This is a genomic window from Sphingosinicella sp. BN140058 (assembly GCF_004135585.1).
Classification (GTDB): domain Bacteria; phylum Pseudomonadota; class Alphaproteobacteria; order Sphingomonadales; family Sphingomonadaceae; genus Allosphingosinicella.
Window position 1 is genome coordinate 3,727,032 of record NZ_CP035501.1, and the last position, 23,623, is coordinate 3,750,654.

Sequence of the window (23,623 nt, forward strand, 5' to 3'; positions counted from 1 at the left end):
TATGCATGCTCATCAACGCCAGCCACCATATCAGCGACGCCGATCTCGCCGACGTGCAGCGTCTCGCGGCGGAGGGAAAGCGCATTCCGGATATCGTGCTCAAGGCGATTATGCGGCGCATGGATGCCGCCGAGTCGGCGCGGCGCCAGGCCGCCGCCGCGGAGGTTTCAGAAGAAGCCTGATCCGCTCCGACACAGGGCTGACTGCCGCAGGAGAAAGGCGCGGAGCCCCAGGCAACCGCGCCTTTCCTTTGTTACGCGCCGCCCGCGCGCAGTTCACCGGTGGCCGGCTGCGGCGCTGGCGAGGGTACGGCCGGAATTCGCGTAAGCGGCAAGCGCCTGTTCGCGTTGCTGGGCGGCAAAGCGACGCGCTTCGGCGCGGCAGCGGCGAACGTCGTTCTTGCCTTTGACATTGATGTCCGAGGCGGTGCCGCAATAATCCTGCACTGCGGCGGCGATGCGGCGGTCGAGCTCGGCGATGCCTCGGGTGCTGCCGAGATCGAGATCGGCAAAGCCGACACGCGCCGTCTGCGGCTGTTCGACGCTCTTGGCTGCGACCGGCGTGAACGTGAAAAGGGCGCCGACCGTCGCCAGCGAAAGCAGGGTCTTCATCGCTGTCTCCATATGTTTTTGAAGCATGTGCCGGCGCCGGCGCAGTCCCTCATTACGCCTGTTCGGGTAGGAGAGACGAACAACGATGTTGCGCAGGCATTCTGCAAAAGTGCAGAATGGAGGAATGCTGGACTGGAACGATCTTCGCTATTTCCTGGCGGTAGCCGACAGCGGCAGCACGCTGGCCGCCGGCCGCACGCTGCGGGTCAGCCAAACCACGGCCGCGCGCCGGGTGATCGCACTCGAAGAGGCTATCGGGACGACATTGTTCGAGCGGCGTCAGGCCGGCTACACCCTGACCGCGGCTGGCGAAGCACTGATCGCGCACGCCCGCGCCGTTGAAGCGGCGGCAACCGGCTTTGCCGATGCCGCGGCGGCGCAGGCCCGCGAGGTGAGCGGTATCGTTCGCCTGACCACCGAGGAAATATTCGCGGTGACCGTGCTCGCGCCGATCCTCCGCGACCTCCACGAGGCCCATCCCCAGATCCGGATCGAACTCGAGACCAGTGAGGAGGTTCGCGATCTCGCCGCCGGCGCCGCCGATGTCGCGTTACGAAGCGCCGACTCGCTGAGCGGTACCGGATTGGTCGGGCGACGGGTCGCCACCGGGATGTGGGCCATCTATTGCAGCCGTGCCTACGCGGAGGCGAACGGACGCCCGCGCAGCCGCCGCGCGCTGCGGCGTCATCCGCTGATCGGGGGCGGCGGCCGCAACGTCTGGCAGCATTATGGCGAGTGGCTGAAGCAGAACGAGCTCGAGGACGCGGTGGCGATCCATCACGGCTCGGCAACCGGCTTGCTGTCTGCGGTTCGGTCGGGCTTCGGCCTCGCGGCCTTGCCGTGCTTCGTCGCCGATTTCGATCCCGATCTGATCTGCTGTCTGCCGCCCGGCCAGGATGGTCGCAAGGGTTTGTGGCTGCTCACCCACGAGCGCCTACGCCATGTGCCGTCGGTCCGGATCGTGCTCGATTTCCTCGCCGACCGGCTGAGCCGGCTGGCGCGCGAGGGCGAGCAGCGGCGAGTCTCGGCGTTCGAGGAGCCGCACCGGCCTGTGGCCGCGAACGGGAAAGATTCCGAAAGCGTGCGGCTGTGATAGACGGGCACCTTGATTTTAAATTGTGTTCATGATATGTTCTGCTGTTTGCGCTTCGGCGTATCCTTCGCCACGGGGCATCGCCCTACCTTGAAGGCAAAGGGTCGGACAGAAACGAAGCACCGCGGTCCTGCGTCGGTGTGTCTGGCGCGATGTCGAAGGATGAGCCGCCGAAGCTATGCGGACGAGGGCTGAAAATCGACCGTAATAACGGTCATTACGGTCGTCGATCGCGCCGAACACGGCCGGACCTCAAATGGCAGCCAGGCGGCAAAGCTGCCGGCGTCGCCCTTCGGCTTGACCGTGACCCGATTCGCTGCTCACCTCCAGCCGCTTCTGGAGACTTGCATGCGCAAAACGATCGTGACGGCTGTCGTCGCCCTCATCCTGCTGCTCGTCGCAGGGGCCAGCTGGTACGCTTTCTCGCCGGCATGGACGGTGCGTTCGATGGTCGCCGCGGCAAAGGATCGCGACGAGGCGCGCTTTTCGGCCTATGTCGACTACCCGGCTTTGCGCGAGGACATGAAGGCGGACCTCACCGCCCGCATCGAGCAGGAATCGAAGAAGGACGATGCGCCGCAGGCCAAGCTCGCCGCGATGATGGGCCTGGCGCTGATCGGACCCTTGGTCGACCGGATGGTCTCGCCCAAGGCGATCAACCAGGCGTTCACCAACCTCACCATCGAAGCAAAAAATGACGGGGCCAAGGACAAGGCAGACCCGGTGATCCGGCGCGAAGGGTTCAACCGCTTCGTCGTCGCCGGCAAGGACATGCCGGACAGCGGCCTCGTGTTCGAGCGGCGCGGCCTCGGCTGGAAACTGGTCGGCATCGATCTGCCGCCGACGAGAGCGCCGCGCGCTTAAGCCGTCGCGGCCTCGGCGATCCAGTCGCGGAACGAATCCATCGCCAGGGTCGGGCGGCGCGACTTCAGCCAGGTGAGCCAATAGGCGCCGGCCGATGCGCCCGCCGCGAACGGCTGGACGATTGCGCCATCGCCGAGCAGGCGGGTAAACATTGCCGGCGGGGCCAGGGCGACGCCCAGGCCTTGCGCCGCCGCGTCGACCATCGCGAGCGAGGAGTCGAACACCGGGCCGCGCACGGGCGGCGCTTCGATGCCGGCAGCGGCGAACCAGCGCGTCCATTCGTCGCTGCGATAGGAGCGGAGAAGCGTGGCGCGCAGCAGATCGGCCGGAGCCGACAGGCGAGCGGCGATGGACGGCGTGCACAAGGGCGCGAACGGTGCCTCCATTAGCTTTACCGCCTCGGTGCCGTGCCAGGCGCCGTCGCCGAAGCGGATCACGAAATCGAGCCCCTCCGCCGCGATGTCCACCCGATTGTTGTTGGTGAACAGGCGCAGGTCGAGCGCCGGGCAGGCTTCGGCAAGGGCCGGCAGGCGCGGGATCAGCCAGCCGGTGGCGAAGGTGCTGACCGCGCCGACGGTGAGGACTTCGCGGGCGCGGCCTTCGCCGACATGTTCGAGCGCGTCGGCGATCCGGTCGAAGCTGTCGACCAGAGTCGGCAGCAGCGCCAGACCTTCATCGGTGAGTGCCAGGCCGCGCGGCAGCCGGCGGAAGAGCTTGTGTCCCAGTTTCTCTTCGAGCCCCTTCACCTGATGGCTGATCGCGGCCTGGGTGACGCAGAGCTCGATCGCGGCGAGGGTGAAGGACAGGTGACGCGCCGAAGCTTCGAAGGCGCGAAGGGCATTGAGGGGCAGATGTGGACGAACCATGCGCAATGGCTATCGATATCCGCGGCGGAGCGGAAGCGTCCGGCTCAGAAGCGTTTGGCGACGTTCAGATAGAGTTGCAGGTCGGCGGTATCGTGGTTGAGGCCGAGATTGGCACCGGCGCCGAATTGCAGCGACTCGCCGTGCATCATCGCCAGCGAGAAGCCGGCCAGCATTTCGGTCGTTTTCTGCTCGTCGTCGCGCTCGGCGGAGAGCTCCGCCGCACCGCTGAGGGTTTCGGTCAACGACGCTTCGAGGCCGACGATGCCGCTATAGGCGAGATGGTGGCCGCTGCCGCCCTCGTCGGCGGCGTCGTCGATCTCGGCGGTGATGCCGAGCGAAAGCGTGCCGCCGAGTTCATAGCTGGCCGGCACCAGCAAGCCGGCGGTCCAGTCGCCCGCGCCGATTGCCGATCCGCCGGTCGGCAGCGTGATCGTCGGCATCAGCGCGATCGAAAAACCCGAGCCATCGGGGTTGGCGAGGTTCTGGCGCAGGGCAAGTCGCACGTCGCCGCTGCCGTCGGTCTTGCGGATGGTGCCGTCGGCATTGCGCTGGCGGACATGGCCGTAGGCCGTCCACCCGAACTGCACCTCCAGGCTCTCGGTGACCCCGTAGCGAAGCAGGGTGTCGCCGGCGAGAATAATGTCCTCGCGGCTGCGGGCGTCGCGATTGCGGGTCCAGTCGACGGTCCCGACTTCGAGCGCGACATGGCCCTTGTCGATCGTGCAGGCCGGCGTGCCGAGTCCCGGCGCGTCGACGCAGAAATCGCGCAGCGTCTCGGCATCGGCGGGAGCGGCGGCGGCGCAGGCGACGCCGAGCAGGATCAGGGGCAGGAGGCGGTTCATCGGAGCCTTATAGAGACAATGCGGCGGCAAGGCGCCTCGAATGCACGTGCGCGCGACGCATTACTTCTTCTCACGGCTGCAGCGACGGAAGATCCTTTGCCGGACCGGCGGGCGACGCGGCATCACGCCGGAAACCTTGAAGGGGAGTGACGATGCGAAACATGATCCTGGCTTTGGTGCTGCTCGGGAGCGGCATGTCGACCGCGGCGTCGGCACAGGGCAGCCGACAGCGGGTCGAATGGAATCGGCCGATGGCGCCGTTCCGGATCGCCGGCAATGTTCATTATGTCGGCACCAAGGGGCTAGGCGCCTATCTGATCACCGATCCGAAGGGCCATGTGCTGATCGACGGCGGCCTTCCGGAGAGTGCTCCGCTGATCGCCGCCAATATCCGCGCACTCGGCTTCGATCTGCGCGACGTCAGATATCTGCTGATCAACCACGCGCATTTCGATCATTCCGGGGGTCTTGCCGAACTGAAGCGGCTGTCCGGCGCTAGGCTCGTCGCCAGTGCCGGCGATCGTGCCGATCTCGAGAGCGGGCAGGTCGCCGGGCGTCCGGAGCTGCCGTCGGCGCCCCCGGTCAAGGTCGATCGAGTCGTCGGCGATGGCGAACAGCTTCGCCTTGGTGCTACCGTGCTGACTGCCAACCTGACGCCGGGCCACACGCGCGGCTGCACGAGCTGGTCGATGCGAACCGACGCCGGAACGATCCTGTTCGCCTGCAGTCTCACCGTCGCCGGGCAGAATCTGATCGACGATCCCGTCTACCCGAATGCGGCCGACGATTTTCGCGCCACCTACGCGAAGCTGAAGGGCATGAAGGCCGACATCTTCGTCAACTTCCATCCCGAATTCTTCGATCTGGAAGGCAAGCGTGCCCGCCAGCAGGCGGGTGACGGTGATGCCTTCGTCGATCCCGGTGCGCTCCAGCGCCAGATCGCAAGCGCCGAACGCGGCTTCGAAAAGGAACTCGCCGCCCAGCGCGCTCAGCGCACCAGCCGGTAGCTGACGAAGGCGATCTGCTTGCCGTCGGGGGACCAGGAGGGCACGTTGATCGTGCCCTGACCGCCGAACAATGTGGTCAGCACCCGCGGTGGCGCGCTGCCGTCCACGGGCATGATGCGCAGCACGACGTCGCGATTAGGCGGGTGGTCGCCGAGCTCGACGTCGAGGCCGAAGGAGATGAAGACGATCCATTTCCCGTCGGGGGATAAATGCGGGAACCAGTCGCGCCACGCCGGATCCCTAGTCACTGGCTGCGGATTGCCGCCGTCGGCATCGATCCGCCAGATCTGCATCGCGCCGGACCGCGCCGAGTTGAAATAGATGTGGCGCCCATCGGGGGAATATTCGGGTCCGTCGTCAAGCCCCTTGGCATCGGTCAGCCGCCGTTCGGGCCCGCCGGCGAGGTCCCGGGCGTAGATGTCGAAGTCGTTCGTGTCCGGCCGTGTCGCCGTATAGGCGATGGTACGTCCGTCGGGAGACCAGCCGTGCCAGTAGGACGGAGTCGAAGGGTGGCTCGCAACCAGACGCGGCGCCTTCGATCCGCCGACCGGAAGCACGTAGATGCGGGAATGATCGTCCGCCTCCGACTGATCGGAAATGGCGAGCATCGTGCCGTCGGGCGACAAGCCGTGGTCATTGTTGTTCTTGCGCTGCGGCCCGGTCTCGATCGGCGCCGGTTCGCCGCCGGTCGGCGGAATGCGATAGAGCAGACCCTTGCTGTTGTAGATCAGCCACTTGCCGTCGCGAGTCCAGTTCGGCGCTTCGATCTTGCCGTCGAAATGGTGGACGACCCGCCGGCCTTCGGCACCGGTCAGGTCCATGATCTCAAGCGTGCTCTCGACCGCGGCCGGATAGCCGGTGTCGGGCACGTGGGCGAGCTTCGGCACGTGCAGCGTGACGTTGGTGAAGGACGCGGTCTCGGTGACCTTGTCGTCATGGGCGGATACGGCGAGGCCGGCGAGATAGGGTTCGGCGAAGCGGATCCGGTAATTGCCGCCGCCATGACGGAAGATCCCGTCCGGTCCGGCGACCGAGAAGAAGACATAGTCGCCCTCCCGCTCCAGCCGCAGGCGCCCGGCGCCGGTGACGTTGGCGCGGATCTCGTGGGTCGGGCCGTCCTGCACGTCCCGATATTGAAGTGAGACGAGGCCGTCGCCGTGCAGCATCAGATCGGCATAAGGCGATCCCGGAGACTCGTTCTGGCGGATCATCGGACCGGCCTTGCGATGCGGATCCTTGCCCTTGCCGAGAAAGGCGACGTCCGCCTCGATGTGGAGATCGCCGGAACGCTTGGTCCACACGTAACGGAAGGCATCGGCGCTGCCCCAGATGTTGGCACCGCCGCCGGTGATCCGAAAGGCACACGACGGCTCCCGCACTGCCGCACCGGCCACGGCGACCCTTCCGATATCGGCCGAGCGCTCGAACGGCGCCAGACCCTGCGCCGCGGCCGCTCCGGCCGTGCCGGCGAGGAGCAGGGCGAGGCCGCCGTGCAAAAGCCTGATACGCATCTCGTCTCCCCTGCCTTTGCTCGGCACGCTAACGGCGATCGCTAGCGGAGGCGAGTGGGATCAGGGCGCCGGCGTGAAGTTGAGGTCGCGATAATCGTAGCTGAAGTCGGCGATCGGAGAGACCGGCTGCATCGTGATCCGAGCCACCTTGCCCTCGGCGTCGAGGGCGAAGGTGACGTAAGCGGGCTCGACCACCGGATCGTTGAAGCGCGTCTTGAACGTGTCGTACTGATGATGCTCGAGCGTCGCCGCGAGCCCCGGCCAGTGCGGGAAATCGATGGCGAGCTTGCCGTCCTGCTCGCGGATCCTGATCGTGCCGAACCAGGGATCCTGATAGGCGCCCGCATAAGCGGAGAGCGGCAACGACGGCCCGACCTTCGCCGGCTGCGCCGCCGGCGTCTGCAGGAAGGCGATCGCCTCCTTCTGGCGGGCGTCGAGAAAGGCAGTGAACGCCTCCGGCCATTTGCCGCGAGGGCGGCCGAGATAATGGTCGAGCAGCTCGTAGGTGAGGCCGGCGAGCATGCCCGATTCCTCGCTGTTCATCATGATCGAGAAGCCGACATTCTTCTCGGGGATCAGCACCACCTGGGTGATCGATCCGAACACGCCGCCGCCATGAAGGACGATCTTGGCGCCGTGATAGTCGCGCACGTTCCAGCCGAGCGCATAGGTGCTGAAATTCGCCTGCGTCTGCCGGATCGGCTCGGGCCAGGGGCTGATCGGCATCAGCACCTGCGGAGTCCACATCTCCTTGGCCTGCACGTCGCTGAACAGGCGCGCCTCGCCGGGAAGGTCGCCATGGGCAAGCTGAAGCGCCAGCCACTTGCTCATGTCGTTGGCGCTCACCGACATGCCGCCCGCCGGCGCCGCAACCGCCGGGATCACCGCTTCTGGGCCGAGCGGCTCCTGATCGCCCGAACCGCGGATCGGACCGTTAAGCCGGGCATGCGGCCGGGCGATGTTGCCGGCGGCCGCACGTCCGGGAATGTCGACCGTGGTGCGCATCATGCCGGCCGGGCGCAGGACGTTCTGGATCATGAACTGCTCCCAGCTCGATCCGCTTACCTCCTCGATCAGCTGGCCGGCGACGACATAGAGGACGTTGTCATAGGCGTAGGCGCTGCGGAAGCTGGTCGCAGGCGGGATGAAGCGGAGTCGTCGGACGATCTCCTTGCGCGCAAGATCGCTGCGGGGCACGAACAGCAGATCGCCCGCGCCGAGGCCGAGGCCGCTGCGGTGAACGAGCAGATCGCGAATGGTGAACTCCCGCGTCACCCAGGGATCCCACAGCCGGAAATCGGGCATGTGGTCGATCACCTTGTCGTCCCACTTGATTTTGCCTTGGTCGACGAGGATCGCGAGCGCCGCGGCGGTGAAGGCCTTGCCGGTCGATCCAGTGAAGAACAGAGTGTCGGCGTCGACCGGTTTGGGTGCGCTGAGATCGGTCACGCCGAAGCCGCGTGCGAAGGTGGTGCGCCCGTTCTCGACGATGGCGACGACCGCGCCTGGCGTGCCCGAGCTTTTGCGCAAGGCTTCGACCCTTCTCGCGAAATCGGCCGGCGGCGCCGCGGCTGCGGGTGCGGGGACGAGCAGGACGAGACACAAAGCAAGCGTGCGGATCATCAGGACCTCCTGACCAGACGGGCGGTGCCGAGGGTGAGCAGCGGCAGGACGAAGACGGCGAGCATCAGCCAGGCGAGCGCCCGGTAGCCGCCGGCGATGAGCGAGACGAGGCCGAAGCGCCCCGCCAGCAGCATGCAGCCGGCGAGCAGGACGAGGGCGAGGACGAGCCGGGCCTGCGCTCCGAGCGGCGTGCCCCGGCGGCGCTGCCAGACCGCGTCGATCCGCTCGTTGATCGCATGGACGGCGCTGGCGCCGCTCTCGAGCAGAGCCGAGAAGATCATCGCCTGGAAAAGGAGCTGGAAGAGCGGCAGGTTCATCCGCGCGAGCAGGAAATCGGAGGGGAGGGTGGCACTTGCCACCTCCGGATAGAAGGCCACCATCGCGGTGAGGAACAGCAGGCCGGGCAGCATCGCCAGCGGCCCGCAGATCGCGCCAGCGATCACCGCGTCGCGATTGCTGGTGAGGTGCCGCAGCACCGGCAGGATGACCACGGCGCCGATGATGTTGTAGCTCGCATAGGTGGCACCGCCGAGCGCCCACCCGTCCATCGGCGCGTGGACGGCGAAGCCCTCGCCGATGCGATCGCCGAAGCGGACGAAGGCGAGCAGCACGAACAGGGCGTAGATGCCGTAGAGCAGGTACGAGACCCAGGCGAACAGCCGCTCGACCGCCTTGTTGCCGAAGGTCACGAACAGGATGATCCCCGCCATCAGCACGAGCGTGCCGGCGATCGCCGGGAGGCCGAGCAGGGCCTCGCCGATCGCTCCCGCGGCAGCCCCGTAGACGGCGAGGATCAGGATCACGAAGAGGATGTAGACAGCTTCGAAGGCGACCCAGCCCGGGCCGAGCAGCGCCTTGAAGAAGCTCCCGTAATCGCGAGCGGCAGTGGCGCGGGCGAACAGGAAGGTGACGATGCAGACCAGGCTGAACAGGACGGTCGCGAGCAGCATTCCGGCAAGTGCCCCGGCGGGGCCGCTCGGAAGGAAGAATTCGGCGAGTTCCCGGCCGGTCGCATAGCCGCCACCGATCACCACCGCCTTGAAGGCGAGGCCCGGCAGCAGCCAGCGCTGGAACCGGGTCGGCGGCGCGGCGGAGCCTTCCGTCATGGCGCGAGGCACTGATCGAGCAGCCGCTCGAACCGCGGCCCGCCGCGCATCGGATCGGCGACTGGGAGCCCGAGTCGATCCGCCTCCCCGTCGAGCAGGATCGCGGCATCCTCGTCAGACAGCCTGGCGGTGTTGATCGTCACGCCGCCGCAGCGTATCGCCGGATTGGTGCGGCGCCCCAACGTCCGGGTCAGCGCGATCACCTCTTCCAGATCCGGCAAGGCAAATCCTGGCGTACCCAGAATGGCCGCGCGGCCAGCCTCGTGGCAGGCGATGAACATATCGGGCTGGCTGCCGTGAAGAAGCGCGAGCGAGACGCCGGCATAAGCGGGGTGGAAGAGCGAGCCCTGGCCCTCGATCACGTCCCAATGGTCAGGAGCGGCATCGGGGCTCAGCATCTCGGCCGCGCCGGCGGCGAAATCGGCGATCACCGCGTCCATCGGAATTCCGCTGCCCGAGATCATGATCCCGGTCTGGCCGGTGGCGCGGAAATCGACGTCGAGGCCGCGCGCCCGCATACCCCGTGCGATGGCCAGCGCGCTATACTTCTTGCCGAGGGCGCAGTCGGTGCCGACGGTCAGCAGGCGCTTGCCGCTGCGCTTGCGCCCGGTCGCGATCGGGATCGTGGCGGGCGGCGAGCGGACGTCGATCAGCCGCCGGCCGAAACGCGCAGCCGCTTCGGCGAGATCCGGCAGGCTGGCGAGGCGGACGTGCATGCCGCTGACGATGTCGAGCCCCGCCGCGAGCGCCTCGACCAGCGATGCGCGCCAGTGCGCCGGAATGACTCCGCCGCTGTTCGCGACACCGATCACCAGCGCGCGCGCACCCTTGGCGTGTGCGGCGGCGGGCCGCATGTGCGGCAGCCCGGTGCTGACCGCATCCGGCGAGCAGGCGAACTCGCCGATGCACTTGTCCCGGGCCCAGTCGCGCAGCCCGAAGGCGGTCTTGGCGAAACCCGGCTCGATCGTGTCGCCCAGGAACAGAAGGTAGGGCTGGGGAAGCGCCAGCGCGCCGAGCGCTGGGTGGACCGCGTTCCCCGGGGTCGCCGTGTCGATACGATTGTGGTTCACGCGCTACTTCCCTGCCGGCGAGAGATGGACGGCCGCTGCCGCGGTGTCCCTCGGTTCAGAATTCGGCACCCAGCGACATGCCGAACGTGCGCGGCCGGATCACGCCGGTGCCGATCGCGCCTCCCGGATAGAGAGGAAAGCCGCCGAACACGTCGGTGCCCGTGGTCGAGGTACGCCCGTGGCTGTTGCCGAGGTTGCGGACGAAGGCGTCCACGGAGAAGCGCCCGAAATCGACGCCTGCGCGCAGGTCTATTACGTCGTAGGCCTCAACGCGGCGTTGCCGCCCGTTCTCGGTGCGGAACGCAGTGTCGAAGCTGCCGGACTGGCTCGAGACGTGGCGCAAGGAGCCGCCGATGCGGGCCGTGGCATCGTTGCCGACCGCCCATTTGTAGTCGGCGTTGAGCGAGGCGCTGAACTTGGGCGTGAACGGTAGTCTGTCCCCGTCGAGACCGCCGATTTCGGTGTCGGTGGTCAGCCGGGCGTTGGTGTAGGCGCCGTTCACGGACAGCGAGAGACCGGGGGTCGGATTGATCCGGGCGGAGAGTTCCGCGCCGTCGACCTTGGCACCGCCGCCATTGGCGTTGAAATTAAAGCCATCCTGGGTTGCGAGCAACTGGATGTCCTTCCAGTCGATGTGGAACAGCGCGATGTCGAGGCCGAAGACGCGATCGGCGCTCTGCATCTTCAAGCCAGCCTCGTAGCTGATCACCGAATCGGAATCGTAGCTGCCGAACTCGGCGGGAGCTCCCGGAGGCAGGACGTTGGGCCCGCCGGGACGGAAGCCCTTGGCAATTCGGGCGTAGATCGAAGCATCGTCGCTGAGCGCGAAGCGTGGCGCGACCGAATAGGTGAACACGTCCTCCTTCGATCGGATGTTGCCGAAATCGTTCGCGCCGCCGACCAATATGCCGTCGGTCAGCTGGTGAGCCTTCTGCTTGTTGCTGCTGTAGCGGCCGCCGACATCGATCTCGAAGCGGTCCGTCAGGTGCCAGGTGACGTCGGCAAACACGGCAATTTCGCGATAGTCCGATTCCACCCGCGCGAAGCCGATCAGCGGCAGGCCTGCGATCGGCGTCGTCGATCCTGGGGTTGCGGCAATGAAGTCCTGAAGGATGAGGCCGTCTTCGCTGGTGTAATAGGCACCGACCAGCCAGTCGGCCACCTTGCTCTCGCCCGAGAGCCGAAGCTCCTGGGTGAACTTCTTGGAATCGGTCCTCTGCGCCTGGAAGAACTCGTTCGGCACGCCCAGAAGCGCTTCGATCAGCGGCGACAGAGCGAAGCTGTAGTCCGTCTGCAGTTTCTGCTTCTGGGTCGCGTAGCTGGTCGACGAGGTCAGCTCGCCGAACCCGAGGTCCAGCGTCCCGGTGGCGTTGTAGACGCGATAGCGCAGATCGCTGAACGTGGGCACGAACTGAGCTTGCGTGAGCCTGCCGTACAGCGTGTCGAGCGTGTCCGGATCGCTCTCGACCAGCGACGCTGCGTCCGCCTTGATATTCTGGGCCACGGCGGTCAGGCGTAGATTGAAGGTTTCGGAGGGTTTGATCAGGAGCGAGGCGCGGCCGCCATAGATTTCGGCATCGTTGATGTTCTTGTCGACATCCGAGCCGCCGGTTCCGATCGAGTCGATGAAGCCGCCCTCCCGCCGATAGGTACCCGACGCACGAAAGGCGACGCTGTCGGACAAGGGAATGTTGACGACAAGATTGCCGCGGTAGCTGGCATCGCCGCCATCCGAGGTCTCGATCCCCGCCCGTGTCCGAACCTCGATCCGGTCGGTGGAAGGCGCGCGCGTGACGAATTTGAGCACGCCGCTCAAGGAACTCGCGCCATAGAAGGTGCCTTGCGGACCGCGAAGGACCTCGATCCGGTCGAGATCGAACGTGTCGAAGTCGCCGGCGAGCACGGCCGCGTTGACCAGGCCGCTGCTCGATCCGAAGGGCGTCTCGTCCATGTAGACGCCCACGGTGGAAGCGACGCCCTCGGTATTGACGCCGCGGATGATCAGGCGCGCCTGGCCCTGTCGGCTCTCGTCCAGCTGCAGTCCGGGGACGAGCTTGAGATAATCGGCGAAGCTGTCGGCTTGCTGGCCCTCGAGCGTCGCGCCCGACACGACCGAGATCGATTGCGGAACCTCGATCAGCGCCTGTTCCCGCCGCTGCGCGGTCACGATGATTTCCTCATCGGAACCACCTGCATCTCGCGCGACCTGGTCTCGCGTGGCCGGCGTCTCCTGCGCCGCCGCGGCGCCGGTGACGAGCGAGGTTGCGGCAGAGGCGGCAAGCGCCCAGCGCATCGTCAAGGATTTGGACCTCGTCATTCCCCCAGTCCTTTCTTGTCGAGAGCCGCCGCGAAGCGGCCGCTATGATTGATCCGGGTTCCTGACGCAGCGTGGAAGGCGCTCTTGCTCCGCAACATTTTGCAGATCGGCCGAGATTGCGCCACTCTGATCCACATTTTCCGATCCCGGGATTGTATGTCCTGATCCGGACAGTAGCTACCTAATCGGAAATATTGTCAAGAGGCTCGGAGCCCCGCCTGCGGATCGAGGTCGTTCTCCAGTTCGCGAGCTGCGACCACCGCGCGTGCCGGACGATCGATCAGCAGCAACAGAAAGGCGGCGACCGTCGCGATGACGGTGAGCAGCAGAAAGTAGGCACTGTGCCCGAGCCGGCTCCACAGGGTGCCGACCAGCCCGGCGGCCAGGCTGCCGGCGAAGATCGCAAGGTACCATGCGGCGACGGTGGTGGCGCCGAAGCGCGGCGGTGCAAGTCGGGCGAACAGGCCTAGCCCGTTCGGCAGGATGAACAATTCGCCCACCGTAAACACGAGGAAGAAGCCGGCGAGCCAGACCCAGCTGGCCCGGCCTTCGCCTGCGAACCCGGCGGCGACCGCCAGCAGCAGGTAGGCGCCGGCGACGATCAGCGCACCTATGGCCATTTTCTGCAGTGGCGAATGCTCACGGGCGGCGGCAGCGCGGCGCTGCCAATAAGCGAGCAGAAAGGGCGTGATCGCAATCACCAGCAGCGGGTTCAAAGACTGGAACCAGGTCATCGGAATGGTCAGGTTGCCGAGGCTGCGGTCGATGCCGCTGTCGGCCCACAAAGCGACCGTATTGCCGACCTGCTCGTAGGCACCGCGGAAGACGGTGACGGCAAGGCCGATGGCAAGCAGCACGCCGTAGGCCCGGCGGCTGTCCGAGCGAATGCGTTGCGTCTGCGCAGCCGCAGGTTCGAAGCGCCGTTCCGGCGGCAGATAGCGACTTCCGGCGAGATAGATGATCAAGCCGGCGAGCATGCCGAAGCCGGCTGCGGCGAAGCCGTAATGCCAGCCATAGACCTCGCCGAGGGTGCCGCAGACCAGAGGCGCCAGGAAGCCGCCGACGTTCACGCCGACATAATAGACGTTGTACGCCCAGGGGCGGCGCGGGTCGTCGGCATGGTAGAGGTCGTTGATCTGGCTTGGCAGGGTCGGCAGGAACAGGCCGTTGCCGAGCGCGATCGTCGCGAGTGCGACGTAGAAAGTCGCCTCGAACGTCATCAGGAAATGGCCGAGCGCCATCACGCTGGCGCCGATCACCACTGCCTTCTTCTTGCCCAGCCATCGGTCGGCGATCGCTCCGCCGATGATCGGCGTGAAATAGGCGAAGGCGGTGTAGGTGCCGTAGAGGAAGGACGCCGCCTGCTGCTCGATCAGCAGGCTCTTGGTCATGTAATAGACCAGCAGCGCCCGCATGCCGAAATAGGAGAATTGCTCCCACATGTTGGTGAGGAACAGGATGGTCAGGCCGCGTGGCTGTCCGAACCAACTGCCGGGCTCGGCGGGGCCGGTGCCGCTCATGCCGTCTGCATCGCTCCGGCGCCCCACACCGCCTCGTCGCACCAGATCGTGCCGTCCTGATAGCGCACGGAAGGTTGGCGGTCGCGCTCCAGGAAGGTCGGGCCGTCCAGATCGACGACATCGCATTGCTGACCGAGCAGGAAGGCCGGTGCCATGGCGAGGCTGGTGCCGACCATGTTGCCGACCATGACGCCGAGGCCGAGTTCGCGTGCCCGGGCAGCCATCGCCAGGCCCTCGGTCAGGCCGCCGCATTTGTCGAGCTTGATATTGGCCACCTGAAAACGGCCGACGAGCCGTTCGATGTCGTCGAGCGTCAGTACGCTTTCGTCGGCGGCGATCGGGATCGGCGAGGCAAAGCCTTCGAGATCGGCCTCACGCCCGCGCCTCAGTGGCTGCTCCAGCAAGGCGACGTCCGCATCGAGCAAGCCGGCAACGAGCGAGTCGAGCGTGTCGCGGCCGAAGCCCTGATTGGCGTCGACGCCGAGCCAGACGTCGGGACGCGCTGCGCGGATCGCCTTGACCCGGGCAAGATCGAGCTCGAGCTCGCCCGTCAGCTTGACCTTGATGGCCTTGGCCGTGGCATAATCACGTGCGCCTTCCGCCATGACAGCGGGATCGTCGGCCCCGAGGGTAAAGGTGGTGACCAGCGGCCGGCGTTCTTCGATCCCCGCGATCCACCACGCCGGACGTCCGGTCCGTCTCGCCTCCAGCTCCCACAACGCGCAATCGATCGCGTTGCGGGCGCCGCCGGGTGGCATCAATGCCTGCAGCGCGTGACGGTCGACGCCGCTTTCCAAAGCGCTCCGGTGTGCCTCGATCGTGTCGATGATGTGGGCGGCATCGTCGCCCGTATAATAGACGCCGGCGGCCTCGCCCCGCCCGAGATGATCGTCCTCCGTCAGAGTGGCGACGATCACCTGGGCGCTCTCGAACACATAGCCCGAGATGCGGAAGGGCGCAGCGAGGCGGAGACGCTCGGAGCGAACCTCTAATGCCCGGCGCGGCATCAGTAGTTCGCGCCGAGTGCGATCAGGTGGAAGGCGAGGCCGAGCCACAACGCGACGATCGCCGCGAGCAGCAAGGCCACACTCCAGACCTTCGCCGGCCAGCGGCGACCGCCGCGCCATGTCACCCAGACGTTCCAGGCGAGGACCAGGAACCCGCCGATAAGCGCGAGGATGGTGAAGATCTGGAGGAGCCAGATGATGGGGTCGGTCGCGGCGCTGAGATTGACGATGTCGCCCATCATCACCGTGATCGCCGCGGCCCAGCCCACGAGCGCGAGCAAAATCGCCAGTGCCGCGAGCCGGCTATACAGGTGGGCACGGCGCAGCGGCCCTTCGAGCGCGAGCTTGGCGCCGAAATGGCGGCGAACGAGGGCGCGCACCGGCCACAGCAGGACGGTCAGCAACAGGATCACGATGCTGGCGATCAGCAACGGGGTCAGCAACGCCGAATTCTGGTACCAGGGCGCACGATCGAACATCATGAACGGCAGACCGCTCAGGCTGAAGCGGACGATCTTGCCGTCGACCACCTTGGCGGCGAGCTGCTCGTGGCTGTTGAGATCGTTCCACAGGAAGGGCTCGACTTCGACCCAGACCCGCGGCTGGCCGTTGAGGCCCATCGTGACCGGAACGATCGGGCGACCATCCTTGTCGAGACCGACCGAAGTCTGGCCGAGCAGGCTGGTCAGGCTGAGGAAGCTCGAATGCGATCCGCGCGAGTTGATCCAATTGCCGGTCAGCATCCGCGCATGCTCGGCCGCGACCTCCGGCGGCACGCGGCGCGTGTCCTTGCGCGCGGCGGGCAGGTAGCGATCGGCAAACTCCTCGAAGAAGGCGTTGCGTATGTCGCCGGCAGCGCCGTCTCGGCCGATGCTGTTCATCGAGATGTAGATGCCGACCTTGTCGTCGGTGAACAGGTGCACGTCCGAATGGAAGGCGATGGTGTCGCCGCCATGAGCGATCGCCTTGTGGCCGTTGATGTTGGTCTCGTAGAAGCCGAGCAGCATGCGGTTGAGGTGCGGCAGAATGGTGTTGGCGGTGTTGTGCATCGTCCGCGCCGTTTCCAGACGGAGAATTCCGGCACCATCATTGAGGTGGGCGATCATGAACTTGGCCATGTCGGCGCCCGTCGTCGAAAGCGCGCCCGCCGGCGCTGGGCCGATGATCTCGAAGGGCACGATCTCTCCCGAGGCCTGCTGGTACCCGGTCGCCATCATCGGACGCAGGCGCGGCGGCAGCGGCTGGTCGAAGCTGGAATGGGTCATGCCAAGCGGTGTGAAGATGTGTCGCTGGACATAAGTGTTGAACGGCTCGCCCGAGACCCGCTGGACGATATAGCCGGCGAGCGACGTCGCATAGTTTGAGTAAGCGGGCGTCGTCCCGGCCGGATAGACCCGCTCGGGCACCCATTGCTTCAGCAAGGCTTCATAAGCTGGAACACGGTCGCGGTCGTAGCCGATGATCGATTTCACCTGCTCTTCGAAGCCGGCCGTGTGGGTCATGATGTTGCGGAGCGTGACCGGCTTGCCCTCCAGCGGAGGAATCTTGAAGTCGAGATAGGTGTTCACGTCGGCGTCGAGGTTCAGCCGGCCCTGTTCGACCAGCTGCATGACCGCGGTCCAGGTGAACAATTTGGAAATCGAGCCCGGACGGAACAGAGTTCCTGCCGGGTCGACCGGTTTGCGCTTGGCCACGTCGGCGAAGCCGTATCCGCGCTGGGTCAGTACCTGCCCATCGCGGACCACCACCACCACCGCACCGGCGACATCGCCCTTGCCAAGGGCATAAGGCATGAAGCCGTCGAGCCAGGCGTTGACGTCCTGGCCGGTGAGGTTCGGAATCGCCGCCGTCTGCGGCTGTGCGGTTGCAGCCGCAACGGCACCCTGATCCGCTCGCTCGGTCGATACGCGCGGTCCAAGCGGCTGGATCTGCTGCGCAGCTGCGGTGACGCCGATCATGGCGAGAAGGGCGACGATCATCGCCATGGCGCGACGTGCGGTGACAGGCAGGCGGAAGTGCATGCGACGTGCTCCCCGTTGATCGCGCTGGTTTGCCACGCCGGCCGTGCCGGACTATTGTTCACCTGAGACCGCGACCTATATGCTGATCAGGACATAATGATCCTGATTAGAAAAATGTCAAACGAGAGATTCGATGGCAAAATCGGAACAGCCGACGCTCGGCAAGGTGCTGAAGGGTCTACGCGCCCGGCATGACTGGACCCTGCGCGAGATGAGCGAGCGCAGCGGCATTCCGGTGTCGACCCTGTCCAAGGTCGAGCATGACCGGCTGACGCTGACCTATGACAAGCTTCTGCAGCTCAGCCAGCGATTGGGACTCCGGATCTCCGACCTGTTCGCCGAGCCCGCCGGGCAGGCTGAGCCGCCGGTCACCGCTCGCCGCAGCATCGGCAGCCTCGATCGCGCGGTCCAGGTGACCACCCCCAATTACGATTATCATTATCTCTGTCCGGAGCTGCGCCGCAAACGCATGGTGCCGATCATCACCATCATCCGCGCAAAGACGGTGGAGCAGTTCGGCGAACTCGTCCGTCATCCCGGCGAGGAATATATCCACGTGCTCGAAGGACGGATCGAGGTGCACACCGAATTCTACGATCCCGTGGTGCTGGATAAGGGTGAATCGATCTACATCGATTCGAACATGGGCCATGCCTACATCGTCGCCGAGAGCTGTGACGAGGCGACGGTGCTTGGAGTCTGTTCGAGCGCCGACGAGAGCCTGATGAATTCGCTGATGAGCCTGCACGCGCCCGCAGCCTCGAACGAGGATGGCGGGGAGGCGCCTTCGGGGGGCAGGGTCAGGAAGGCGCGCGCCACCATATAACCATCTGCGCTTCGGGCGCCTTCACCAGCCGCCCGTGCTGCCCAAAGTGTCTGATATCTCTCCTTTTCGACCAGCCTTGACCACAATTTGGCCGCAACCGTCCCCGATATCGGAGTGATTAGGGGCATCGAGAGCGAAGATCATGCCCGCGGGCATGGGCGGCTTTCAGGAGTGGCTGGATTCATGTTGAAGATGGTTTTCCCCGTTGCGCTTGCGGTTCTGGCCTTTGCGCCGGCGGCGTCGGCGCAGGCTGCGCTCGGCCCGGATGCGGCGGCGTGTGCACCGGGTTCCAATCGGCCTGCCGTGCTGGTCAGCGTCAACGGCTTCAAGAATCGCGCGGGCAAGATCAGGGTTCAGCTGTACGGCAGCAACCCTTCGGAATTTCTCGCGAAGGGCAAGAAGCTGCGCCGCATCGATCTGCCGGTGACCCGGGCCGGATCGATGGACGTCTGCGTCGCGGTGCCGAAGCCCGGCACCTATGCGGTGGCGGTGCGGCATGATGCCGACGCCAATGGCAAATCCGGCTGGAACGATGGCGGCGGCTTCTCGAACAATCCGCGCATCTCGCTGCTCGATCTAAAACCTTCCTTGCGCGAGGTCGCGATCAACGTCGGCTCCGGCATCAAGCCGGTCAACGTTGTGCTTAACTATCGTTCGGGCCTGTCCATCGGCCCGGTGGGGCGCTGATCGAATGGCCCGAGTCGCACTGCTTTCCAATCCACGGTCGACAGGCAATCGTTCGTTGCTGCCGCGTGTGCGCAGCTTCTGTGCCGAGCATCAGGACATCTTTCACTACGAGGTTGAGCGGGTCGATCAGGTCGGCGATGCGCTGAAGACAATCGCGCGCGTTCAGCCGACCGTTCTGGTGATCAATGGCGGTGACGGTACCGTGCAGGCGGCGCTGACCGAGATCTTCAACGGCGGCTATTTCGGTGACAACCCGCCGCCGGTCGCCGTTTTGCCCAACGGCAAGACCAACCTCATCGCCCACGATCTTGGGGCCAGCGGCGATCCGATCCTCGCGCTCGAGCGAGTGCTGGAAATCGCCCGGTCGGATCTCGACACGCACATCGTCCGGCGCGAATTGATCGAGCTTTCCGGCGGTACCGCCGATGGCAAACCGGTGCTCGGCATGTTCCTCGGCGGAGCCGGGCTTGCCGATACGATGCTCTACTGCCGCCACAAAATCTATCCGCTCGGACTCCCCAACGGGATTGCCCACTTCATTGCGCTGATGCTCGGGCTGTTTTCGGCGGCGGGGGGCAAGCGGATCAGCGTCGGCCCGATGCGGTCGAATCCGCTGCGGGTCTCGGTGCTGAAGCAGGGCGAGATTAACGGCCAATTCTCGGTGCTGCTGGTGACGACGTTGCAGCGGCTGCTGTTCGGAACTCAGATGTCGGCATCATCGACCCGTTTGGGTGCGATGCAGCTCGTGCTCATCGATCGCAGCATTTTGGCGCTGTTGCGGGCGCTGACGGCAGGGATCCTCGGCAAGCTTGGGCGGATCCGGGTGTCCGGAGTGCATCTCGAGCGCGGCGACGAGATCCACATCCAGGGCGAGCAGTCGAACGTAATTCTCGACGGCGAGCTGTTCTCGGCTGACCCTGGTCAGCCGATCGTGTTGAAGCCGACGTCGCCGGTTCCCTTTCTGCGCCTCGCTGCCTGACACGCACGACGCGGCCTCAATGCGCGGTTGCAAGCCTTCCGGTTCGGCTATCCCGACCGCGGGCATGCACGAGCGACAGCGCCCAGAACAGGAGCCCACCGAGCGCCAGTGCAGAGCCGACCCACCCGGTCGAGGTCCAGCCGTAGCCGGCCGCGATCGCGAGGCCACCGAGCCAGGGGCCGAGCGCATTGGCGAAGTTGAAGGCGGAGTGATTGAGCGCCGCGGCGAGGCTCTGCGCGTCATCCGCGACGTCCATCAGCCGGGTCTGCAGCACGGTGCCGAGCGAGCCGCCGACTCCGATCGCGAACACTGCCGCAGAGATCGTCCAGATGTTGCCGGCCGAAAAGGTATAGAGCGACAGAGCGGCGGCGCTCCATAGCAGCAGACCACCGGCCGTCGGCATCAGCCAGCGATCGGCAAAACGCGGCACGATCAAGGTTCCGATCGTCGTGCCGAGGCCGAAGATCACGAACACGATCGGGGCGGTGCCGGCGCTGACGCCCGTCACCTCGATCAGGGTCGAGCCGAGATAGGTGTAGACCGCGAACATGCCGCCGAACCCGATCGCACCGGTGGCAAGGGTCAGCCAGACCTGTCCGCGGCGGAGTGCCCCCAGTTCCTTCAATGGGCTTGCCCCAGGCTCGGGCCGATCGCGCGGAGCCACCAGCCACAGGGCCGCCACGGTGGCCGCCGCAACTGCGGCGACCACGCCAAAGCCCCAGCGCCAGCCAAATGCCTGGCCCAGCCAGTTGGCGAACGGCACGCCGACAAGCGTTGCCGTGGTCAGGCCGAGCATGACCCGGGCGACCGCCTGGGTCCGCCGCTCCTGCGGAACCAGCGAGGCGGCGACCAGCGCGGAGATGCCGAAATAGGCGCCGTGAGGGAGTCCGCTCAGGAAGCGGAAAACGAGCATGGCTTCATAGGAAGGGGCGAGGGCGCTGAGGCCGTTGGCGACGGCGAAGATCGCCATCAGCAGGAGAAGCAGAGTCCGCCGCGCCATTCGGGCGGAAAGCACCGCGAGCAGTGGAGCGCCGACGACCACGCCGAGCGCATAGGCGCTGATGACATGGCCGGCGGTCGGCTCGTCGATCCCGAGCCCGCGCGAGAAGAATGGCAGCAGGCTCATCGTCGCGAATTCGGTCGTGCCGATCGCGAATCCACCCATTGCGAGCGCGAAATGGACGAGAGCAGGAGAGGCGCGAAACGGGCGCACGGCATCAGCGGACATGGACTATCTCTTGGGCGGCGAAGGGAGTTCGTGCTGCAACGCAGCATCGAGCAAATCGGTCCTTGCTGCCGTAGCGTCAAGGGGCAGGGCCTACGCAAAGCTCCGTAGTCGGAGCGTAGGCTGCCGTGAAGTTGTTCCGATGTAGCGATTGCGCGGTGCAAAAACGCTGAGTTGAGACATCGAGACATGGACACGATCACGCTGAACGCGCCCGACCGAACCTCGGTGATGCTGCGGCGCGCAAAGGGCGCCGTCGATGGTCCGCTGGCCCGTCGGCACCGGCTGCGCTTCGTCGGCAATGGCGAAGAGATCGTGGTCTTTTCGCACGGCCTGGGTACGGACCAGAGCGTCTGGAACGGCGTGGTCGAGACGTTGCCCGACGCGTTCACGGCGATGCTGTTCGATCTGCCGGGCGCCGGGCCGCTGCTTCCCGCCGATTTTGATCCCGAGGATTATGCGTCTTTGGCGCCGTTCGCGGACGATCTTCTCGACCTGCTCGACGAAGCCGGGGTCGAACGCTGCCGCTATGTCGGCCACTCCGTGTCCGGAATGATCGGCGTGCTCGCCGCGATCGAGGCGCCCGACCGGTTCGAGCAGCTCGTTCTCCTCTCCGCCTCGCCGCGCTACCTTAACCACGAGGATTATGTCGGCGGGTTCGAGCGGGAGGATCTCGATTCGCTGTTCGAGACGATGACCGCCAATTACCAGGGCTGGGTTGCGGGCTTCGCGCCGATGGCGATCGGCGCGAACGTGCCCGAGGCCGTTCAGGAATTCGCCGCGGGGCTGCTGGCGATGCGTCCCGACGTCACGGCCACGGTGGCGCGTGCGATTTTCGAGTCCGACATCCGCCACCTCCTGCCGCTCTGCCAGGTACCGGTGAGCCTGCTTCATTCCGCCAACGATGTCGCGGTCCCTGCCGCTGTTGCGCACTATCTCCATCGCCATCTTCACGGCAGCAGCCTGACCTGGCTCGATACCGACGGGCATCTGCCCCATCTGTCGGCACCGCAGGTGGTGGCAAGGGCGCTTTATGAGCAGCTTGCTTAGCCGCGTCTCTCTCCCGGTGTCGCAAGGCCCCGTCGCGATCGGTGCCGCGCTGGAGCTGATCGAGCCGAGCATTCCGCACGGCTTCTGTGCGCTGGTCAGAGCGATCGGGGACGAGCGCGGGTTCGTCGAAGATGCGCCGCAGCGGGTCGAACTCATCGGTCAGGAAGTTCGCTTGCCTCCGGGATTGCTCGGGGAGAGCGCAACAGCGCTGGATGCCCGTGTGGTCCGCGTACCGCTGGCGTGGACGGTGGCCTGTGCGGGGCGGCCGGACTGGTTCCTCGCAGCTCCGGTGCGGGGCGGAAGGCTTCATCTCGTCGCCGTCGGAACGGGCGAGCACCGGTTGACGGCCAGCCGGCTGACATCAGTTGCCGATCTCCTCAGTCAACTGATGCAAGCCGGGGAAGCCACCAGGGTGCAGCGTGATGCCGTCGAGCGCCTTCAGGCCCTGGTGCGCCACGTGCCGGTTCCGGTGCTGTTCGTCGACGCAATGGGCTCGCACGACGTTCAAATGAACGATCAGGCCGCCGCTCTTCTGGGGCTCGACGCGCGGCAGCCGCAGGTCGTCGCCGGGGCTTTGGCGCGACTGATCGACGCAGGGAATCGCGAGACCCTGCACCGCGCCTTGACCCAGGACCCGCACGCCGACCTTCAGTTCGAAGTCCGACAGGGTGCGATGGACTTCCGAGTCGACAGCCGCTGGATCGACGACGATTCACTTTCCGGTCGGCTGTGGCTGTTCACCGACATCAGCCGGGAGAAGCAGCTTCAGCGGCAGCTTGTCGACCTGGCTGCGCACGACCCGCTCACCGGTCTGCTAAACCGTGGCAGCTTCGACCTCCGACTCCGCGAAGAGGTCGAACGGGTACGTCGCCATGATGCGCCGCTGAGCCTGATCATGTTCGATCTCGATCACTTCAAGGCGGTCAACGACAGCTGGGGACACCCGGCGGGAGACGAGGTGCTTCGGCGAGCATCTGCCGCGGCCGCCGGCGCGCTGCGCGAGACCGACGTGCTGGCGCGGATCGGCGGAGAGGAATTTGCCGTGATCCTGCCGCAAACCGACGCACAGGGGGCGCTTGGCGTTGCCGAGCGGATCCGCGGCGCTGTCGCGGCCGCGCGCGTAAGCCATGGCGGCGCGAGCATCCGGGTGACCTGCAGTCTGGGCGTCGCACCCTGTCTCGACGACGATCGCGAGCAGCTCGTCGCACGCGCCGACGAAGCGCTGTACAGCGCCAAACGCGGCGGGCGCGATCGTACCGTGCTGAGCGGAACCGCACGCGCCACTTGACCGCACGGGCCCGGCTGCGCGAAGCGCGGCACGTGTCCGACGCGCCATCCCAGCAACCGATCGAGCTTCTCGTCGCCGGCGAACTCGCCCAGCCGGTCGATCCCCGCGTG

The 23,623-nt window shown here is 66.1% G+C and carries 21 protein-coding genes; 9 read left to right on the forward strand and 12 right to left on the reverse strand.

The features are described 5' to 3' along the window. Window positions 1-5 precede the first annotated feature (5 nt). A complete protein-coding gene (locus ETR14_RS28420; protein ID WP_165356481.1) occupies window positions 6-182 on the forward strand; it encodes a hypothetical protein in 177 nt (58 codons plus the stop codon). 93 nt (window positions 183-275) lie between these two features. Here ETR14_RS28420 and ETR14_RS16755 read toward each other — a convergent pair whose 3' ends face one another. Next, a complete protein-coding gene (locus ETR14_RS16755) occupies window positions 276-611 on the reverse strand; it encodes a UrcA family protein (RefSeq protein ID WP_165356482.1) in 336 nt (111 codons plus the stop codon). Window positions 612-735: 124 nt separating this feature from the next. On the opposite strand from ETR14_RS16755, the gene ETR14_RS16760 reads away from it, so the two are divergent. Then, window positions 736-1,704 carry a LysR family transcriptional regulator gene (locus ETR14_RS16760; protein ID WP_129386426.1) on the forward strand — a complete coding sequence of 323 codons (969 nt, stop codon included), beginning with the start codon at window positions 736-738 and terminating at the stop codon, window positions 1,702-1,704. Window positions 1,705-2,052: 348 nt separating this feature from the next. Beyond that, window positions 2,053-2,568, forward strand: a complete 516-nt coding sequence (locus ETR14_RS16765; protein WP_129386428.1) for a DUF2939 domain-containing protein — start codon at window positions 2,053-2,055, stop codon at window positions 2,566-2,568. On the opposite strand, the gene ETR14_RS16770 is transcribed toward ETR14_RS16765, so the two are convergent. Both ETR14_RS16770 and ETR14_RS16775 read right to left on the reverse strand, forming a co-directional pair. Continuing rightward, complete coding sequence (locus tag ETR14_RS16770) at window positions 2,565-3,434, reverse strand: LysR family transcriptional regulator (protein ID WP_129386430.1); 870 nt, start codon at window positions 3,432-3,434, stop codon at window positions 2,565-2,567. The two genes, ETR14_RS16765 and ETR14_RS16770, sit on opposite strands and share 4 nt — an antisense overlap. A gap of 44 nt (window positions 3,435-3,478) precedes the next feature. Next, a complete protein-coding gene (locus ETR14_RS16775) occupies window positions 3,479-4,276 on the reverse strand; it encodes a transporter (RefSeq protein WP_129386432.1) in 798 nt (265 codons plus the stop codon). A gap of 152 nt (window positions 4,277-4,428) precedes the next feature. On the opposite strand from ETR14_RS16775, the gene bla reads away from it, so the two are divergent. Further along, window positions 4,429-5,283, forward strand: coding sequence for a subclass B3 metallo-beta-lactamase (gene bla, locus ETR14_RS16780; RefSeq protein ID WP_129386434.1), 855 nt, complete (start codon window positions 4,429-4,431; stop codon window positions 5,281-5,283). Here bla and ETR14_RS16785 read toward each other — a convergent pair. From ETR14_RS16785 to ETR14_RS16820, 8 genes are all read right to left on the reverse strand, one after another. Next, window positions 5,265-6,794, reverse strand: a complete 1,530-nt coding sequence (locus ETR14_RS16785) for a TolB family protein (protein WP_129386436.1) — start codon at window positions 6,792-6,794, stop codon at window positions 5,265-5,267. The genes bla and ETR14_RS16785 overlap by 19 nt on opposite strands. A gap of 60 nt (window positions 6,795-6,854) precedes the next feature. Next, window positions 6,855-8,417, reverse strand: coding sequence for a serine hydrolase (locus tag ETR14_RS16790; RefSeq protein ID WP_129386438.1), 1,563 nt, complete (start codon window positions 8,415-8,417; stop codon window positions 6,855-6,857). Beyond that, complete coding sequence (locus tag ETR14_RS16795) at window positions 8,417-9,523, reverse strand: hypothetical protein (RefSeq protein WP_129386440.1); 1,107 nt, start codon at window positions 9,521-9,523, stop codon at window positions 8,417-8,419. Before ETR14_RS16795 ends, ETR14_RS16790 begins: the two co-directional genes overlap by 1 nt. Beyond that, the gene (locus tag ETR14_RS16800) at window positions 9,520-10,578 is read right to left on the reverse strand and encodes a DUF1611 domain-containing protein (RefSeq protein WP_129392003.1); all 1,059 of its coding nucleotides are present in this window, start codon (window positions 10,576-10,578) and stop codon (window positions 9,520-9,522) included. Before ETR14_RS16800 ends, ETR14_RS16795 begins: the two co-directional genes overlap by 4 nt. 70 nt (window positions 10,579-10,648) lie before the next feature. Continuing rightward, a complete protein-coding gene (locus ETR14_RS16805; protein WP_206185855.1) occupies window positions 10,649-12,910 on the reverse strand; it encodes a TonB-dependent receptor in 2,262 nt (753 codons plus the stop codon). A 197-nt stretch (window positions 12,911-13,107) separates the two neighbouring features. Further along, a complete protein-coding gene (locus tag ETR14_RS16810; protein ID WP_129386442.1) occupies window positions 13,108-14,430 on the reverse strand; it encodes a peptide MFS transporter in 1,323 nt (440 codons plus the stop codon). Continuing rightward, the gene (locus ETR14_RS16815; RefSeq protein WP_129386444.1) at window positions 14,427-15,437 is read right to left on the reverse strand and encodes a dipeptide epimerase; all 1,011 of its coding nucleotides are present in this window, start codon (window positions 15,435-15,437) and stop codon (window positions 14,427-14,429) included. The genes ETR14_RS16810 and ETR14_RS16815 overlap by 4 nt, the downstream gene beginning before the upstream one ends. Beyond that, window positions 15,437-17,422 (reverse strand): serine hydrolase, encoded by a 1,986-nt coding sequence (locus ETR14_RS16820; RefSeq protein WP_243455555.1) that lies wholly within the window; start codon window positions 17,420-17,422, stop codon window positions 15,437-15,439. The genes ETR14_RS16815 and ETR14_RS16820 overlap by 1 nt, the downstream gene beginning before the upstream one ends. Window positions 17,423-17,591: 169 nt before the next feature. On the opposite strand from ETR14_RS16820, the gene ETR14_RS16825 reads away from it, so the two are divergent. The 3 genes from ETR14_RS16825 (at window position 17,592) to ETR14_RS16835 (ending at window position 19,950) form a co-directional block, all read left to right on the forward strand. Continuing rightward, window positions 17,592-18,284, forward strand: a complete 693-nt coding sequence (locus tag ETR14_RS16825; RefSeq protein ID WP_129386448.1) for a helix-turn-helix domain-containing protein — start codon at window positions 17,592-17,594, stop codon at window positions 18,282-18,284. A gap of 183 nt (window positions 18,285-18,467) precedes the next feature. Further along, window positions 18,468-18,971, forward strand: coding sequence for a DUF2141 domain-containing protein (locus tag ETR14_RS16830; protein WP_129386450.1), 504 nt, complete (start codon window positions 18,468-18,470; stop codon window positions 18,969-18,971). A 4-nt stretch (window positions 18,972-18,975) separates the two neighbouring features. Then, window positions 18,976-19,950 carry a diacylglycerol kinase family protein gene (locus ETR14_RS16835; RefSeq protein WP_129386452.1) on the forward strand — a complete coding sequence of 325 codons (975 nt, stop codon included), beginning with the start codon at window positions 18,976-18,978 and terminating at the stop codon, window positions 19,948-19,950. 16 nt (window positions 19,951-19,966) lie between these two features. On the opposite strand, the gene ETR14_RS16840 is transcribed toward ETR14_RS16835, so the two are convergent. Then, window positions 19,967-21,178 (reverse strand): MFS transporter, encoded by a 1,212-nt coding sequence (locus ETR14_RS16840; protein ID WP_129386454.1) that lies wholly within the window; start codon window positions 21,176-21,178, stop codon window positions 19,967-19,969. Between the two features lie 186 nt (window positions 21,179-21,364). Between ETR14_RS16840 and ETR14_RS16845 the strand changes: the two genes are divergently transcribed. Both ETR14_RS16845 and ETR14_RS16850 read left to right on the forward strand, forming a co-directional pair. Next, window positions 21,365-22,225 (forward strand): alpha/beta fold hydrolase, encoded by an 861-nt coding sequence (locus tag ETR14_RS16845; RefSeq protein ID WP_129386456.1) that lies wholly within the window; start codon window positions 21,365-21,367, stop codon window positions 22,223-22,225. Window positions 22,226-22,241: 16 nt separating this feature from the next. Continuing rightward, window positions 22,242-23,513, forward strand: a complete 1,272-nt coding sequence (locus tag ETR14_RS16850) for a GGDEF domain-containing protein (RefSeq protein WP_165356483.1) — start codon at window positions 22,242-22,244, stop codon at window positions 23,511-23,513. Window positions 23,514-23,623: the final 110 nt, after the last annotated feature.